Below are 14,342 nucleotides of genomic sequence, written 5' to 3'. Positions count from 1 at the left end.
GCTGGCTTGGGGTGCGACTTCGTCAACCGGCCGAGGTGAGTGGGCTCAATGCGTCGCGGGGGCAAAGTGCATCAAGGCCGTCTGGCGGCGTTGGCGCTGCTGGTCGCGCTTGAGCTGTTCCTCTTTCGCCCATGCGGCATAGTCAGCCCTGGCTGAGTTGGTCCAGATGTTGTGGTCTCCCCTGATGCCGCTGAGCGGAACAGGGCATGGAGGGAGGTTCAGGCCGCTGAGCCGGGCGCCGAGCTCGTCTGCGAGCCACGGAGCGAGGGCGGGAAACTCCTCGACTGTGGCTGTGAGTTGAAGGCGTCGCTGTAGAGGGTCTCTAGAGACATAGGAGACCCGCGAGTCGAACCCCAGGCGCCGGAGCATCTGCCTTGATGGCGAGAAGCACGTCCCGTTTGCGTCGACCCGGTCGATTTCTTTTGGCCCACCGTAGTCGGTGAACTGCATGGTGCTGATGTACGAGTCACGGCGCCACACGAGGACCCCGCCTCGCACCACGAGTGAGTAGGGCAGTGCCAGCGCCTCGCGAACGCGCCAAAGGAAGTCCATTCTGTGCCGCTGCCTGGAATTGCTAGCCACGGTGGCTCCTTGTCGGGGGACTGGAGCCACCATGCCAGAATTTCTCAGGATGGAAAGACCGCGGGGGCGGGCGATTGGGGCTGCGGCAGCAGCAGTTCGTTCATGAGAGGAAGAAGGAGGCTGTTCCCCCAACGCGGGTGGATGCGGTCCATCTGAATCATGAAGTCATCCCATGTGGACGAACTACGCATGATGCAGATGACGGAGTACAGGTGCCGTTCCAAGCCCGGATGGCCGACGTCATCGCTCAGGTGTTGGTGGTGCTTCGAGGGACGCTTCTTGGTGTGGGCATCCACCGGATTGCGCTCGCGGAGCATCCGCAGAAGGTCTGGCGCCAGCCTCTCGTAGATGAGGTCGTTGGTGTAGTAGGCAATGACACCCGGGCGTGGAGTGCCTGGCCCCTGCCACGGCCAGCCTCGCAGTCGGAAAATCTCCTCGTAGAATGCGTCCGGGAAGCGCTTCATCCAGGGCGCCAGGCCGACGCGGAGGAAACGCTCCGCTACGGCTTGGCGGACCGTCGCCATGGAAGGGTTGTAGGCCCCCGTCTTCCGGATGGACGGGATGACCTCCTTCGTCACCCACTTCCGGAAGCGCTTCGCCTCGGGCTTTCGGCTCCGCATCGTGAGCGCCCAGACACCGGACTCGCTGATGATGTTGAACGTCTGTGCCCCGCGTCCAGGCTGACCGTCGGCATTACCGACGGTCGCCTTTTCATCGTCGTCAAGGCGGCCCACTGCGTCGCGCGGGTTGGAAAGACCAAGGATCGCGCAGACGTCGGTGGCCATCAGCCACGGCTCTCCGTCCGGCCCGATGACGGTCCGGACCGGGGTGTTGTCGAACATGAATGGCTGAAGTGCGTTGGGCCTGCAGTGCGGCATGCGTGTCCCCTCCAAGGAAAGGCTCCACTCCTGGCGAGTCCTGCGGCGACCGCCTGGGTTGTGGCGCCATCGGCCCTTCTGACATGCGGGCCTGACATTCCGGGTGTGCCTGAATGCACGTGCAGTAGGTGTAGTCGTGGCGAGCAGGGCGGACATGGACCGCACCCCGCGTCCGATGCCGCGGCCGGGCGCTGTAGGGACAGCGTCTGCCACTGGTCCCTACCCACCACGGCAGCCGTGGAGTCGGTGACTTATGCGTCTGCTTTGTCTGCGCTATCACGTTTTGCGTGAAGCCATGGCGCTGCCAGCACTTCGTGAGAGTGTCCCTGCTGCTCGCCCTTGGCGGCTGCGGCTCGGCCACCGTCAGCGCCGTGGGCGCGAAGCCCTCGGCGAAGTGGGTGGGCCCGAGCATCCCGAGCCCGGCAGGTGGGACGGTGCAGACGACCATCTACTACGGACCCTGGCTGTGCAGTGCCGCGCTCATGGCGCGCTGTGAGCGGCGGTGCGTGGCCGAGGGGCACGTCCCGCTGCTCGGCTGCATCTGGCTCGCGGACATCAAGGGCGACTGGCAGGGGCGCTTCATGGCGCTTCCGGCCGCTGCGGGCGGGCGCTTGGCCGTCACCCACTGCTGCTGCGACTACCCCAAGGTGTCGGACCTCAAGCATCGACGCGAGACGTGGGAGGACGCGCGGAAGACGTTCCGCAGGCAGTGGAGCTCGGAGTTCGGGGACTGGCCGAAGACGGAGACGGCGCATTGGCCTGGCCACCACATCTTCGACTTGGCGCATGGGGGCGCTCCCTTGGCTCCCGACAATGTGATTCCTGTGCCGCCCGGCGTGCATCACGTCATCAACAGCGCCTACCCGGCTTGTTACGACGCTGCTGGCAAGTGGCGAGCCGTGGGGCCGGAGCGGCCCTACGTGGACTGAGGCGGCCATGCCCATCGACTCCCTGCTCGCCGAAGTCTCGCGACACCACTTCCCCAACGCTCCCGCGACGCCTGCCCAAATCGCGGCATTCGAGGCTCGCGTGGGCTGGAAGCTTGATGCTGACTTGCGAGCCTTCTACCTCCACTGCGATGGAGCGGCGCTCTTCGAGCCTGTCCCTGACGCGGACTATCGGATTCTCCCGCTGGCGGAGATTCGACGTGCGCGCGTCGCAATCTTCGGCCGCGACGAAGACGCCTACGGCTCACCGTCGCTGTATGCCCTGGTCGACATGCAGGACACCAACTACGTCGTCGTCGACGTGGAGCCGAAGTCCCCAAGGTACCCTCTGTTCGACGCCTTCCATGAGACATTCCCGAAGGTGGACCCGATTGCACCGTCATTCGAGGAGTTCCTCGCTCGAGCGCTGAAGAGCGGCGGTCGCTCTTTCTGGTTGGGGGAGTAGGGGACGCTGGCTCCGTGCCGCCCCTCAACGTGCACCAGGACGGCTCGGTGAGCGCGGACGTCCAGACGCTTGGCACGACGGAGGAGTCGCGGCGCCTGGGCAGCACCTGGGTGGAGCTGTCCGCCGGGTCATGCTGGAGGAGATGCGGCCCGGAGGATTCGTCAACCGGAAGCGGTGAGGGGGATCACCTGAAGCATCCCCTCATTCTCGATTTCCCCTCTGAGCTTGCTCGCTCGGCTGCCCATGCGTTCTCCAAGGGGAATCTTCAAATGAGGGGATGGCTCAGGGGGCTCACCGCAGCGAGTACGGAGGGGCGTTTCAGTTATCACCTTGCATCGGTTCCTTCCGCGAAGGAGGAAGGATAGTGAGAGGTGTAGCAGAACTACTCTGCTCCTTAGGAGCAAGTGTCGAAATGTCGCGAGGGCTGAGGATCGTGAAGAAGACGTCAATAACGCGGTAGCAAGCGAGTCCTGCTGTAACGACCAAGAAAATCCATATGAGCACGACAAGTTGCCATTTTAGCGTCGAATGATCGAAAGCCTTCTCAAGGAAAATAGCTACGAGGCTATACGCCGCCAGAGTGAAGGTTGCTTGAATAGCTCTCAGAATGAATCTGAGTAGTCCTTCATACAGGCCGGTTCCTCGCATCTTCGTAACGGCAGGGCTCCCTTGGATCGAGAGCAAGACAGCCTTGGCGGTCGCCAAGAATCCGATAGCGATGGCTCCAAGGTCCAGGGTGGACGAGAAAAGTTGCCCCAGGTCGCTGGGAAGCTTCCACTCGGGAAACTTCCAGCGAGCGCCCGCAGCCGCAGCAGTCACAATCACTCCAACAGTGCTGGGGTACACCCGTTCCCAGATGATGGCGACCTTCTTCTTCCTGGATAGTGTTGAAGTTGAAGGACTCTGAGTCGTCATAAATTTGCCCTGGGGCCATATGCGGTTCGGAGTTCGTTCTCCCTAGCCTCGTACGCCCACTTAACTAGGGGGCGCCGCATAGTATAAGGGACGTATCTGTCATCCCATTCATACCGTTGGTAGTGGACCAGCCGATGGGAAAGCAGGTCGATAATCGGCACCTCAAGGTCTTCTCCAGTAGGGCCGCCTACCTTGAGCTTCTTGATGGCGTTCTTCCCATGTTCTTCCTCGGCAAAGACCCGCAGGAGATTACTGAGAAGGCCGTCCACAAAATTGCGTTCGATGGCGCCTCCACGCGTTCTCCCCATCCCCAGTGACAGGGTAACGCGGGTAGCGCCTGACTCAGCCTGCGTTCTCGCGAGGGCCTTCATCGTGTCCATCCCGTGAAACACGTCCGTTGGCACAGCTGCGACTTCTACCTCGAACGTTTTCACTTCGCGCAACTGTGTCATCTGGCGAACCGGGTCCGCACTCAGCACGACCTCCAGTCCAAATGCGTCTGCTGCGGTCGGGATGAACCGGCGGAAGTAGCCAGCAAAGGCACCGGCCGCAACGCCGCCATGAACCTTTTGAAGTCCCAAAATGTTCAGGCTGGTGTCATAGATGAAAGCCGTTTCTTCACCAATGAGCTCATCTTCCGCCAATCCAAGGTCGGTCGCCCCTTGTGCATCCATGCGGTACTTGCCGGGGTGGTAGTCTTCGCGCAGTCGAACCATTTCTCCTTCGCAGTATCTGCTGTCCATCGTGAGGGACTCCAAACGATAGGGGACCCCACCGACTTCGATAGATCTCTCGGCGGCTGAGAATCCGAACACGGTGTTAAGGAGGGTCTGGAACTCGTGCCCTTGGGGCATGTTCACGCGATAGAAATGAACCGTCATCCGACGAGACTTCGCCATCCTTGGCTTCCTCTGATGTGGGCCTGAAATTGCGGCGGAGAGTGCGATCTACTGGAGCGCAAAAGCAAGCAGCTAGAGGTGAGTCACTAACTACCCCGGACTCCATCGAGTGTGCTTCCTGGGATGAGGAGGCGCGATGCCGCCGTCATCGGGAGTAGAAGCCTAGCGGCATGCGGCAGAGAAGAATGTACCTCTGCAGGGGGATGACGCACTTTGGTAGACACGTTTAGACTGCTGGACTGCCGCGACGACATACGCCTCGGGTTTGGCGCGGGACGCGGTCCACCCATGCCGCGAACATGGCGCCATGGAACGCTTCCCCTTCACGCCGAGTTGGGGCGCCCAGCTTGAGAGCCAGCCGCGCGTGCGCAAGGCCCAGTTCGGCGACGGCTACTCCCAGCGCTCGGAGGACGGTGCCCGGGGCCTCCTCCAGCGCTGGTCCCTCCAGTTCACTGCCCGCCGAAAGGAAGAGGCAGACGCGGTGGACGCCTTCCTCCGCGCGCACCGCGGAGTGGCCGCCTTCGAGTTCGTGGCACCGGACAGCGCCTGGGGCGTCACTGGCCAGGCGTTCGGCATCGGGGACGGGGCCAGGACGCAGTTCCTCTTGCAGCGCCCCTTGGCTCCGGACGCGACGGTGGACGAGCTGGTGCCCGCCGTGGGCTGGGAGGCTGCGCCGCTCGTGTACCGCGCCGGGGTGCTGCTGGCGGAGGGGTCCGACTACTCCCTCGCCCCTTCCGGGCTCGTCACCTTCTCGGCAGCGCCGCCCGCAGGCGCCCAGCTCACCTTCACCGCGGCCGGCGCCCAAGTGCTGCGCGTCGTCTGCGAGCGGTGGACGAGCACGCTGAAGGGCTTCAACGCCTACGACGTCTCCGCCGAGTTCCAGGAGGAAGCAGGGTGAGCATCGCCGAGGACATTCAGAAGCTGGAGCCGGGCGCCCTCGTGGAGCTCTTCGTCCTGGACGCCACGTCACTGGCTGGCGGAGGCATCAGCTACTTCCACGCGGGCACCAACGGGCTGGGTGGGCCGGTGGTGTGGCAGGGCGCGGAGTACCAGCCTTGGCCCGTGGAGGCGCGGGGCTTCGAGAAGTCGGGCACGGGGCGACTACCGCGGCCCACGCTCACCATGGCCAACGTGGCGGGCACCATTGGCGCGCTGGCCCGGGACTTCAACGACTTGCTGGGCGCGCGCGTCCTCCGCAAGCGCACCTTCGTGCGCTACCTCGACGCGGTGAACTTCCCTGGCGGCGTCAACCCCACCGCCAGCCCGGTGGAGGCATTCCCCGATGACGAGTTCGTGGTGGACCAGAAGACGTCCGAGTCGAAGCACTTCATCGAGTTCGCGCTCGCGGCGCGGTGCGACCTGGACGGCATCCGCATCCCGCTGCGCGTCATCACGCAGATGTGCGGGTGGGAGTACCGGAAGGAGGGCTGCGGCTACGTGGGCCCGCCCGTGGCGAAGGTGGACGACAGCCCGACGACGTCACCAGAGGAGGACCGGTGCGGGAAGCGCCTGGGGAGCTGCAAGCTGCGCTACGGGGAAACCTCCGTGCTTCCCTTCGGAGGCTTTCCCGGCGTCGGCCTTCTCCGATGAGATAGTGTCGGCTCGGCTGGCTAGTTGACTCGACAAGGGGGTTGTCTAATGGGGTGGTCAAACTTCTCGTTCCAAGCGGTGCGACAGACAGACCAAGGGCTGTTGTCGGCGATTCTTGGAGTATTTTCGGAAGCTGATGTGGTGAAGTCTGGATTCAGAATCATCAGTGTCGACGCGACGCTGGATATAGGGCCCGCTTTGTCAGCGCGTGATGAGTCTGTGAAGACATGTCGTCTGATTCTGGATTCGCTCCCGAGCGAGTCGATGGCAATTACGAGTCTTGCTGTCGGCATGGCGTACGGGAACCGCCAGTTTTCGGTGCAAATCCAACGAGCAGCCGGCACTGCATTGGATAACGTGACCGTTAGTCTGAGCGAGTTTAATCACATTGGGGAGTCCCCGGCTGTGGTTGCCGCAGTGGTTTCGTTTGTTGCTGCATTTAAGAGGGCAGTGCGCGCCCTTGATGCCCGAGATGGCATTGTTGGCCAACTTGGGCGCTTGGGGGAGACTAAGCAATTCTTGGAGCGCCGTGAAGTTGAGTTGCTTAAGGTGGAAGAGCTTGGGCGCTCGATGGCGGCGAAGCTTGCAGATGGAATTGCTGCGACGCGCGCACGGCTTGAAGAAGAGTATGTTGCTCGTCGGCATGAACTTGATGTTGCAAATGTGGTTGAACGAAATCGAATTGCGTCGATGCTTCAGGAGCGCGAGGCCAGCCTGGAAGCGCGAGAAAAGGAAATCACGCGAAGGATGGCAGAGATTGATGACCGCGACACTCGCCACGTTCGCCGTGAGATTCGGAAGGACCAGAAAAGGGAGCTGCAGGCCAGTGCTGAGAAATTCAGTCTGACCGAGGGGACGAAAGAGCTTAGGAATCCAGTCAAGAATGCGAGCTTGTGGCTTGCGGGTAGTCTCCTGGTTTTGACCGTCGTGTCATCGGTTGTGAATGTGTACTTGATTGTTACTGGTGTTCCAATATCTGTTGCTGCATGGGTGTTTTGGGGTGTGAAGCAGGCTGCGCTGACGGCGGGGTTTGTGAGCGCTCTTGTGTTTTATATTAAGTGGAATAATCGCTGGCTTGAGCAGCATGCCTCTGAGGAGTTCCGTCTGAAGCGGCTCGGCTTGGATCTCGACCGCGCGAGTTGGCTAGTGGAAACAGCGCTGGAGTGGAAGACCGAGAAGGGGACAGAACCGCCGACGATTCTGATTGATCGGCTCAGTTCAGGGCTCTTTGGCTCAGATACGGCATCAGAGGAGCCGCTTGATGCTTCGGAGCGCTTGGCCTCCGCCATTCTTGGGGCGTCTGCAGAAGTGTCGCTCCCTCTGCCGACTGGTGGGTCTATTCGTTTTGACCGGAAAGGAATCGAGTCGTTGCAGAAAACAAGGAGTAGCTGAGTGGTTTCTGCGCTCCGACGCGGAAGGCGTCCTCCGCCGGAAAACAGCATGGGAGGATGAGCGCTCTAGCCGTGCTTTCCCTCTCAGGCGCTGTCGTCGAAGCAGCGCTGCGCCATGCGCGAACCGAGTTCCCCCGCGAGTCCTGCGGCCTCGTGGTGTCCGTCGCCGGGGAGCAGCGGTACGTGCCCTGCCGTAACCAGGCCGAGGGGCAAGCCCACTTCATCCTCCACCCGGAGGACTACGCACGAGCGGAGGAGGAAGGGGAGGTGGTGGCGGTGGTGCACTCTCACCCCAACGCCGCCCCGGAGCCGAGCGAGGCGGACCGCGTCAGCATGGAGCGCTGGGGCCTGCCCTGGCTCATCGTCAACGTGCCCGTGGGCCACTGGCGGGTGTGGCACCCCACCGGGTACCGGCCGCCGCTGGTGGGCCGCCCCTTCAGCCACGGCGTCCTGGACTGTTTCTCCCTCATCCGCGACTACTTCCAGGAGCGGCTGGGCCTTGAGCTGCCCGACTTCCACCGGCCGAACGGCTGGTGGGACAAGGGCGGCAACCTCTACCTGGAGGGGTACGCCCAGGCGGGCTTCGTGGACGTCACCGGCCAGGCGCTGCGCGAGCATGACGTCCTCCTCATGCAATTGCGCGCCCCGGTGCCCAACCACGCGGGCGTCTACTTGGGGGCGGACGTCGTCCTCCACCACCTCCAGAATCGCCTCTCTGGAAGGGAGACGTACTCGGGCTTCTGGGAGCGAATCACCCGGAAAGTAGTCCGACACCGCGCCCTATGCTGACGACGGTGGTACTCGGAGGTCCGCTGGGCCGGCGCTTCGGCCGCGTCTGGCGGTTGGACTTGAGCGTGCCCTCGCCCGCGGAGGCCGTGCGCGCTCTCTCTGCGGTGTGCGAGGGCTTCGCGCGCTACCTGGTGACGCACAGCGAGCCGGGCTTCCACGTCTTTGTCGGCAAGCGCGACGTGGGCCAGGACGAGCTGACGCGCCCCGCCGACGCGCCCGTCATTACCGTCATGCCGGCGCTGGCCGGGGCGAAGCAGGGCGTCTTCCAGGTGGTGCTGGGCGCCGTCCTCATCGCGGGCGGCGCGGCCCTCTCGGCCTACGGCTTCGGCGCCGGCACGCCCCTCATCACCATGGGCGCCTCCCTGGTGGTGGGCGGCGTCTCGCAGATGCTCTTCGCCCCGCCTGTGCCCGCGGCGCCAGACGAGGAGCCGAAGAACAAGCCCAACTACGCCTTCAACGGGCCCGTCAACACGCTGGCCCAGGGCCACCCGGTGCCCATCTGCTACGGCGAGCTGGAGGTGGGCTCCTGCGTCATCTCCGCAGGCATCGTCACCGAGTGGAGCGAGGGCGGCGGCTTCGGCGGGAAGTACGGCAGCGGGCAGACGGGGCCGGGCGGGCAGGGGCCCTCGGGCGGCGGGTGCCCGGCGCCGTGGGTGCCCATTCTCCTGGCCGACGGGCGGGAGGTGCCCGCCGGCGAGGTGGAGGTGGGCATGCGCGTCCTCACCCAGCAGGAGACGACGCTGCGGTGGGGCGCGTACCCCGTCACGGACGTGGCCCTCTTGGAGGCGGAGTGCTGGCGGTTGGAGCTGGAGGACGGGCGCGCCTTCGTGGGCACGTACAACCACCGCGTGCGCACCGAGGCGGACTGGGTGGAGTTGCGGCACCTGGTGCCCGGCGCGCTGCTGCTGGGTGCCCAGCCCGGCGTGGTGCGGGAGGTGGCGGCGTGCGGACGCGGGCCCGTGGTGCGCATCACCGTGGACGGCGCGCACACGTACCAGACGCTGAGCTTCCTCTCGCACAACGCCAAGCGCGCAGACCCGGAGGCACCGCATGAAGTCGAAATCTGAGCTGGCCCCCCTCATCGGCTACGGCGGGGCGAATGGGGGCAAGGGCGGTGGCGGCGCGCAGCGCACGCCCGTGGAGCTCCCGGACACGCTGAAGTCCACCAACTACGCCCGCGTGCTGGACTTGCTTTGCGAGGGGGAAATCGTCGGGCTCGTGGACAAGCTGAAGTCCGTCTACCTGGACGGCGTCGTCGTCCAGAATCCCAACGACACCTACAACTTCCGTGACGTCACCCTCTACGACGTGCAGGGGACGCAGGGGCAGGAGTACATCCCCGGCTTTCCGTCGGCGGAGGCGGAGTTCTCCGTCAACACCGAGGTGAAGCGCAACGCGCCCGTCGTCCGCACCGTCAGCGACGCCAACGTGGACGCGGTGCGCATCACCGTGCAGGTGCCGCAGCTCACCTTCCAGAGTGCGCTCACCGGCGACCTGATGCCGTCCTTGGTGCACATCGCCATCGACGTGCAGAGCAACGGCGGCGGCTACGTTGAGCAGGACCTCGAGGGGGCGGGAGTCATCGCCGGCAAGTGCACCAGCCCCTACGAGCGGACGTACCGCGTGGAGCTCACCGGCAGCGCGCCGTGGGACATCCGCGTGCGGCGCCTCACCGCGGACAGCACGCAGGCCAACCTGCAGGACAAGACGCTGTGGAAGTCCTACGCCACCCTCATCGACGAGAAGCTCAGCTACCCCAACAGCGCGCTGGTCGCCCTCCAGGTGTCCGCGCACCAGTTTCAGACGGTGCCCACGCGCTCGTACCGGATTCGGGGGCTGAAGGTGCGGGTGCCCAGCAACTACAACCCGCTGACGCGGGAGTACTCGGGCACCTGGGACGGCACCTTCAAGGTGGAGTGGACGGACAACCCTGCGTGGTGCTTCTACGACTTGCTGACGACGAAGCGCTACGGCTTGGGGCGCTTCCTCAACGAGTCCCACGTCGACAAGTGGGGGCTGTACACCATCGGCCGCTACTGCGACGAGTTGGTGCCGGACGGGAAGGGCGGCCAGGAGCCGCGCTTCCGCTGCAACCTCTACCTCCAGTCGCAGGCGGACGCGTACCAGGTGGTGAACAACCTCGCCTCCGTCTTCCGCAGCCTGACGTACTGGGCCAGCGGGGCGGTGTACGTGGCCCAGGACGCACCCCGGGACGCCGAGTACCTCTTCACCCCGGCCAACGTGGTGGACGGACTCTTCACGTACTCCAGCAGCGGCCGGCGCGCGCGGCACACCGTCGCGTTGGTGACGTGGAACGACCCGGCCAACCACTACAAGTCGGCGAAGGAGTACGTGACGGACGAGGAAGGCCTGCTCGAGTACGGCTACAACCCCACCGAGGTGGTGGCGCTGGGGTGCACCTCGCGCGGCCAGGCGCAGCGGGTGGGCCGGTGGCTCCTCTTCACCGAAAGGCTGGAGACGGAGACGGTGGTGTTCCGGACGGGACTCGAGGGCGCCCTGCGCAACCCCGGCGCGGTGGTGAAGCTTCAGGACCCGTACCGGGCCGGGCGCCGCTGGGGCGGCCGCGTGGTGGCCGCCACTGCCACCCAGGTAGAGCTGGACGCGGACGTCACCCTGGAGGCGGGGAAGACGTACTCCCTCTCTGTGGTGATGCCGGACGGGACGGCGGTGGAGCGCGAGCTGGCGCCCGCGGCGCCGGCGCCGTACCGGGCCCTCACCGTCGCCACGCCGTTCCCCGTGGCGCCCGCCCGGAATGCCGTCTGGGTGCTCGCGGCGTCCGACTTGGCGCCCACGACGTGGCGGATTCTCAGCGTGGCCGAAGTCGAGCCGCACCTCTACGAAGTCACGGCGCTGCGCCACCACCCGGGGAAGTACGACGAGGTGGAGCTCGGCGTGAAGTTGCAGCCGGTGCCCACCTCCGTGCTGCCTTCCTCGGCGCCACCCGCGGACCTCGTGCTGGGGGAGAGCCTCTACAAGACGACGAATGGCGGGGTGAAGGTGTCCCTCAACGCCCGCTGGGCGCAGCGCCCCAGCGCCACCGAGTACGTGGTGCGCTGGCGCGTGGACGGGGGTAATTGGACGACGGTGACGGGGGTGCAGACGCACTTCTGGGAGCTACGCGACATCAACCCGGGCGCGTACTCCGTACAGGTGGCGGCTGTCCTCAACGGCTTCGTTACCGCCTACGCCGAGGCCTCGCTCAACGTGCAAGGCAAGCTGGCGCCGCCCTCGGACGTGCAGGGACTCGGCTACACCCTCAACGGCAACACGGCCACGCTGCGGTGGAGCGAGATTCCGGACCTGGACCGCGACACCTACGAGTTGCGCTACGGCGGGGCGGATTGGGCCTCGGCCACCTTCATCTCCAAGGTACGCGCCACCGCGCACGAGTGGCCCGTGCCTGGGCCTGCAGACCACGTGGTGCGGGTAAAGGCCATCGACACCACGGGCAACTACTCCACCAACGACACCACCGTCACCGTGCGCGCGGCGCCCACCACCCCCGCGTCCGTCACCATGACGGTTTCCTCCACCCCTCCACCGTAGAGACAAAGCATGCGCTCACGCGAAAAAGAGTTGCAGGGCGGCATCGACGTGGACGTCACGCCGGGCGAGCCGAACCCGCGCGTGCTTCGGCCGCGGCACTTTGACATTCGCTGGGAGCACGTGGAGACGCTGCCCGCGCACCTCCTGCTGGGCTTCAGCGTGGCCGTCTACGAGGGGGACGACCCCAACAATACGGACACCTACCTCCTGGAGCCGGTGCGCGTGGGCCCCTCTGAGCGCCGCGCGGTGGTGTCGCTGCGCCTGGCCTCCACGGTGGAGGTGAAGTGCGCCGTCCAGGCCCTGTACTCCAACGGCACGCAGAGCGACTGGCGCGTCCTCGGGGGCGCGGTGGTGGCGGACCCCGACATGGTGAAGTTGGCCACCGCGAACTTGAAGAATGTCCCCGCTGCGGCCGCACAGGAGGCCTCCCGGAATGCCGTGGGCGCATTCACCGAGTCCTTCGAGCGCTCGCCCTTCGACTTGGGCAACTGGGAGCGCAACCCCCTCCTGCCGCCGCCGGCAGCGTCCCTCGTTTCCGGCCAGGGCTATTCCGGTGGCAACGCCCTGCGGTGCACCAACGCGGTGTGGATTTACTCCACGGTGAAGCTGCCGTACGACCCGTCGAAGCTGTACCGCCTGCGCTGCCGCGTGCGGCAGTTTCAGGAGCCCACGTCCGGCGGGAAGGCGGTGTACTGCGGCCTCGTCGGGTGGGCGGCGGACGGCGTCACCATGGTGAACGCGGCCGGCCTCAATGACTTGGGCAGCCAGCACTACTACTGCATCTCCGGGGCGGTGCTGCCGGCGTCCACCGGGTACAGCGAATTCGCGGGCTGGGTGAAGGGGCTGTCCGCCAACGTCACGGAGAACTGGCCCTCGCAGGACCCGCGCAACCCCCGGCCCATGCACCAGGCCACGCGGTACGTGTCCCTGGTGCTCATCGCCAACCTGGACGCGGGCAACGGCGTGACGGATTTCGACTCCGCAGTGGTGGACGTCTTCGATGAGTCCGCAACCCCGCGCGTGTACACGGCTCTCAACCCGGACGGGAGCATCAGCTACAACGTGGGCATCTCCGATGGGAGTGGGGCGCCGCGTACCATCGCCAAGGGGCGCCAAGCGCAGCTCGCCGCGCACGGGGCCTATGTGGCCTTCAACCCCCCGTTTCAAAACACGCCCATGGTGTTGTTGCGCGGCGGCCTGACGCACGAGCCGCGGGCGAAGTGGGGGGCGACGGGCAGCGGCAGCGAGACGGGGACCTACAACGCGGCGCTGCCGACGTACGATGACACCCAGGCAATCATGAATGGGGGCAGTGGCTTCACGCTGCGCGCTCGGCTGCGCCAGCGCGGCGGCATCGTCACGGCCCGGACGAACAACCCCGCCAGCTCGGCCAACCTCGCCACCGGCATCGGCTCCACGGTGGAGGTGGTGCTCAGCAACGCCCCGGCGACGAACGACCAGTACGCGCTCCGTTTCACTGCCACCATCTACCTGCTGACGCCCCCGCGCACAGGCGAGATGGGGGCGGGCGGGAGCTGGGAGCCGGGCTCCGCCCAGGGAAGCATCGTCGTGGCGCTGGACAGCCTGGACGTGGGGCAGTCCTGGGTGGAACGCGCGACAACCACCCTGTGGGCCAACTCCAACAACAACACCGTCAACTGGGTGCAGTCCGTGAACACGCACATCGGCGAGGTACTGACGGCGGCGGCTCCGGGCCTGGGCGCAGCGGACCGGCTGCGCCTGCGCATCAAGTCCGTGTCCGTGCCGCCGGGAAGTAACCATCCCACCGCGCACGTCTGGCACTCCAGCGTGGATGCTGGGGCGGGCGTCACCTACAGCACCTCGACGGACCAATACGCCTCGAAGACGCCGGACGTGGGCGACATGCTCTATTGGGAGGCCCTGGACGCATGACACTGTGGAAGCTGAAGACGCTGAAGGACCACCTCGACGCTCGGCGTACCCGCTCGGCGCCCGCGTCTATCCGCGCCATGACGGGCGAGCCAGCGCGCGGGCCAGCCGGTGAGATTCTGCGGCCCACGGAGGTGGAGGAGCCGGAGAACCCATTGCGGCCATGCCCATGCGGGCGGCGGCAGCAGGCGGACATGATGGCGGACGTGTCCATGGTGCCGCCGGCGACACGCGCGGCGTGGGGGCTCGCCACGGACGCTGACTTCATCTGCGACGGGTGCCTCAACGGCATCCACCTGCGCGGCTTCGCCACTCGGGAGGAAATCCTCGAGGTGCTGGGGGCGCCGACTCCTCTCTTGCAGTTCCTCCGCGCGGTGAGGCAGCGCGAGAGCATCGGCGCCGGTACGTGAGCTGCGGTGTCCTGTAGG

The 14,342-nt window shown here is 65.6% G+C and carries 14 protein-coding genes; 10 read left to right on the top strand and 4 right to left on the bottom strand.

All coding sequences use genetic code 11. From position 1 onward, the window contains the following. Positions 1-45: 45 nt before the first annotated feature. Together BLU09_RS23030 and BLU09_RS38860 are read right to left on the bottom strand one after the other, a co-directional pair. The gene (locus BLU09_RS23030) at positions 46-582 is read right to left on the bottom strand and encodes a hypothetical protein (RefSeq protein WP_143043178.1); all 537 of its coding nucleotides are present in this window, start codon (positions 580-582) and stop codon (positions 46-48) included. Positions 583-626: 44 nt separating this feature from the next. After that, the gene (locus tag BLU09_RS38860) at positions 627-1,460 is read right to left on the bottom strand and encodes a P63C domain-containing protein (RefSeq protein ID WP_167371133.1); all 834 of its coding nucleotides are present in this window, start codon (positions 1,458-1,460) and stop codon (positions 627-629) included. Between the two features lie 320 nt (positions 1,461-1,780). Here BLU09_RS38860 and BLU09_RS23020 point away from each other — a divergent pair, with 320 nt between their 5' ends. Further along, on the top strand, positions 1,781-2,389 hold the full coding sequence (locus tag BLU09_RS23020; protein ID WP_244171954.1) for a hypothetical protein: 609 nt from the start codon (positions 1,781-1,783) through the stop codon (positions 2,387-2,389). 7 nt (positions 2,390-2,396) lie between these two features. Then, positions 2,397-2,852 carry an SMI1/KNR4 family protein gene (locus tag BLU09_RS23015; RefSeq protein WP_090491657.1) on the top strand — a complete coding sequence of 152 codons (456 nt, stop codon included), beginning with the start codon at positions 2,397-2,399 and terminating at the stop codon, positions 2,850-2,852. A gap of 318 nt (positions 2,853-3,170) precedes the next feature. On the opposite strand, the gene BLU09_RS38310 is transcribed toward BLU09_RS23015, so the two are convergent. Both BLU09_RS38310 and BLU09_RS23010 read right to left on the bottom strand, forming a co-directional pair. After that, positions 3,171-3,767: a hypothetical protein gene (locus BLU09_RS38310; protein WP_143043177.1), complete on the bottom strand. Its 597-nt coding sequence runs from the start codon at positions 3,765-3,767 to the stop codon at positions 3,171-3,173. Beyond that, a complete protein-coding gene (locus BLU09_RS23010) occupies positions 3,764-4,666 on the bottom strand; it encodes a DUF6731 family protein (RefSeq protein ID WP_143043176.1) in 903 nt (300 codons plus the stop codon). Before BLU09_RS23010 ends, BLU09_RS38310 begins: the two co-directional genes overlap by 4 nt. A gap of 307 nt (positions 4,667-4,973) precedes the next feature. Here BLU09_RS23010 and BLU09_RS23005 point away from each other — a divergent pair, with 307 nt between their 5' ends. From BLU09_RS23005 to BLU09_RS22975, 8 genes are all read left to right on the top strand, one after another. Continuing rightward, positions 4,974-5,564, top strand: coding sequence for a phage tail protein (locus BLU09_RS23005; RefSeq protein ID WP_090491655.1), 591 nt, complete (start codon positions 4,974-4,976; stop codon positions 5,562-5,564). Beyond that, the gene (locus tag BLU09_RS23000) at positions 5,561-6,256 is read left to right on the top strand and encodes a phage minor tail protein L (RefSeq protein ID WP_090491654.1); all 696 of its coding nucleotides are present in this window, start codon (positions 5,561-5,563) and stop codon (positions 6,254-6,256) included. Before BLU09_RS23005 ends, BLU09_RS23000 begins: the two co-directional genes overlap by 4 nt. 102 nt (positions 6,257-6,358) lie before the next feature. Beyond that, the gene (locus tag BLU09_RS38305) at positions 6,359-7,648 is read left to right on the top strand and encodes a hypothetical protein (protein ID WP_143043175.1); all 1,290 of its coding nucleotides are present in this window, start codon (positions 6,359-6,361) and stop codon (positions 7,646-7,648) included. Between the two features lie 71 nt (positions 7,649-7,719). Beyond that, the gene (locus BLU09_RS22995; RefSeq protein WP_208610770.1) at positions 7,720-8,436 is read left to right on the top strand and encodes a C40 family peptidase; all 717 of its coding nucleotides are present in this window, start codon (positions 7,720-7,722) and stop codon (positions 8,434-8,436) included. After that, positions 8,430-9,503: a tail assembly protein gene (locus BLU09_RS39050; RefSeq protein ID WP_208610769.1), complete on the top strand. Its 1,074-nt coding sequence runs from the start codon at positions 8,430-8,432 to the stop codon at positions 9,501-9,503. The genes BLU09_RS22995 and BLU09_RS39050 overlap by 7 nt, the downstream gene beginning before the upstream one ends. Beyond that, positions 9,487-12,003 (top strand): TipJ family phage tail tip protein, encoded by a 2,517-nt coding sequence (locus tag BLU09_RS22985; RefSeq protein ID WP_090491652.1) that lies wholly within the window; start codon positions 9,487-9,489, stop codon positions 12,001-12,003. Before BLU09_RS39050 ends, BLU09_RS22985 begins: the two co-directional genes overlap by 17 nt. Before the next feature lie 9 nt (positions 12,004-12,012). Further along, the gene (locus BLU09_RS22980) at positions 12,013-13,917 is read left to right on the top strand and encodes a carbohydrate-binding protein (RefSeq protein WP_090491651.1); all 1,905 of its coding nucleotides are present in this window, start codon (positions 12,013-12,015) and stop codon (positions 13,915-13,917) included. Continuing rightward, positions 13,914-14,324 carry a hypothetical protein gene (locus BLU09_RS22975; RefSeq protein ID WP_090491650.1) on the top strand — a complete coding sequence of 137 codons (411 nt, stop codon included), beginning with the start codon at positions 13,914-13,916 and terminating at the stop codon, positions 14,322-14,324. The genes BLU09_RS22980 and BLU09_RS22975 overlap by 4 nt, the downstream gene beginning before the upstream one ends. Positions 14,325-14,342 lie beyond the last annotated feature (18 nt).

The sequence above is a fragment of the Myxococcus virescens genome (genome assembly GCF_900101905.1).
Classification (GTDB): Bacteria; Myxococcota; Myxococcia; order Myxococcales; family Myxococcaceae; genus Myxococcus; species Myxococcus virescens.
The sequence above is the reverse complement of the archived record's forward strand: the minus strand, read 5'-3'. Positions and strand labels throughout refer to the sequence as shown.

Excerpts from the sequence above, each read along its gene's own strand:
- BLU09_RS38860 (WP_167371133.1), bottom strand. The coding sequence starts at position 1,460 with ATGCCGCACTGCAGGCCCAACGCACTTCAGCCATTCATGTTCGACAAC.
- BLU09_RS23015 (WP_090491657.1), top strand. The coding sequence starts at position 2,397 with ATGCCCATCGACTCCCTGCTCGCCGAAGTCTCGCGACACCACTTCCCC.
- BLU09_RS38310 (WP_143043177.1), bottom strand. The coding sequence starts at position 3,767 with ATGACGACTCAGAGTCCTTCAACTTCAACACTATCCAGGAAGAAGAAG.
- BLU09_RS23010 (WP_143043176.1), bottom strand. The coding sequence starts at position 4,666 with ATGGCGAAGTCTCGTCGGATGACGGTTCATTTCTATCGCGTGAACATG.
- BLU09_RS23005 (WP_090491655.1), top strand. The coding sequence starts at position 4,974 with ATGGAACGCTTCCCCTTCACGCCGAGTTGGGGCGCCCAGCTTGAGAGC.
- BLU09_RS39050 (WP_208610769.1), top strand. The coding sequence starts at position 8,430 with ATGCTGACGACGGTGGTACTCGGAGGTCCGCTGGGCCGGCGCTTCGGC.
- BLU09_RS22985 (WP_090491652.1), top strand. The coding sequence starts at position 9,487 with ATGAAGTCGAAATCTGAGCTGGCCCCCCTCATCGGCTACGGCGGGGCG.
- BLU09_RS22980 (WP_090491651.1), top strand. The coding sequence starts at position 12,013 with ATGCGCTCACGCGAAAAAGAGTTGCAGGGCGGCATCGACGTGGACGTC.
- BLU09_RS22975 (WP_090491650.1), top strand. The coding sequence starts at position 13,914 with ATGACACTGTGGAAGCTGAAGACGCTGAAGGACCACCTCGACGCTCGG.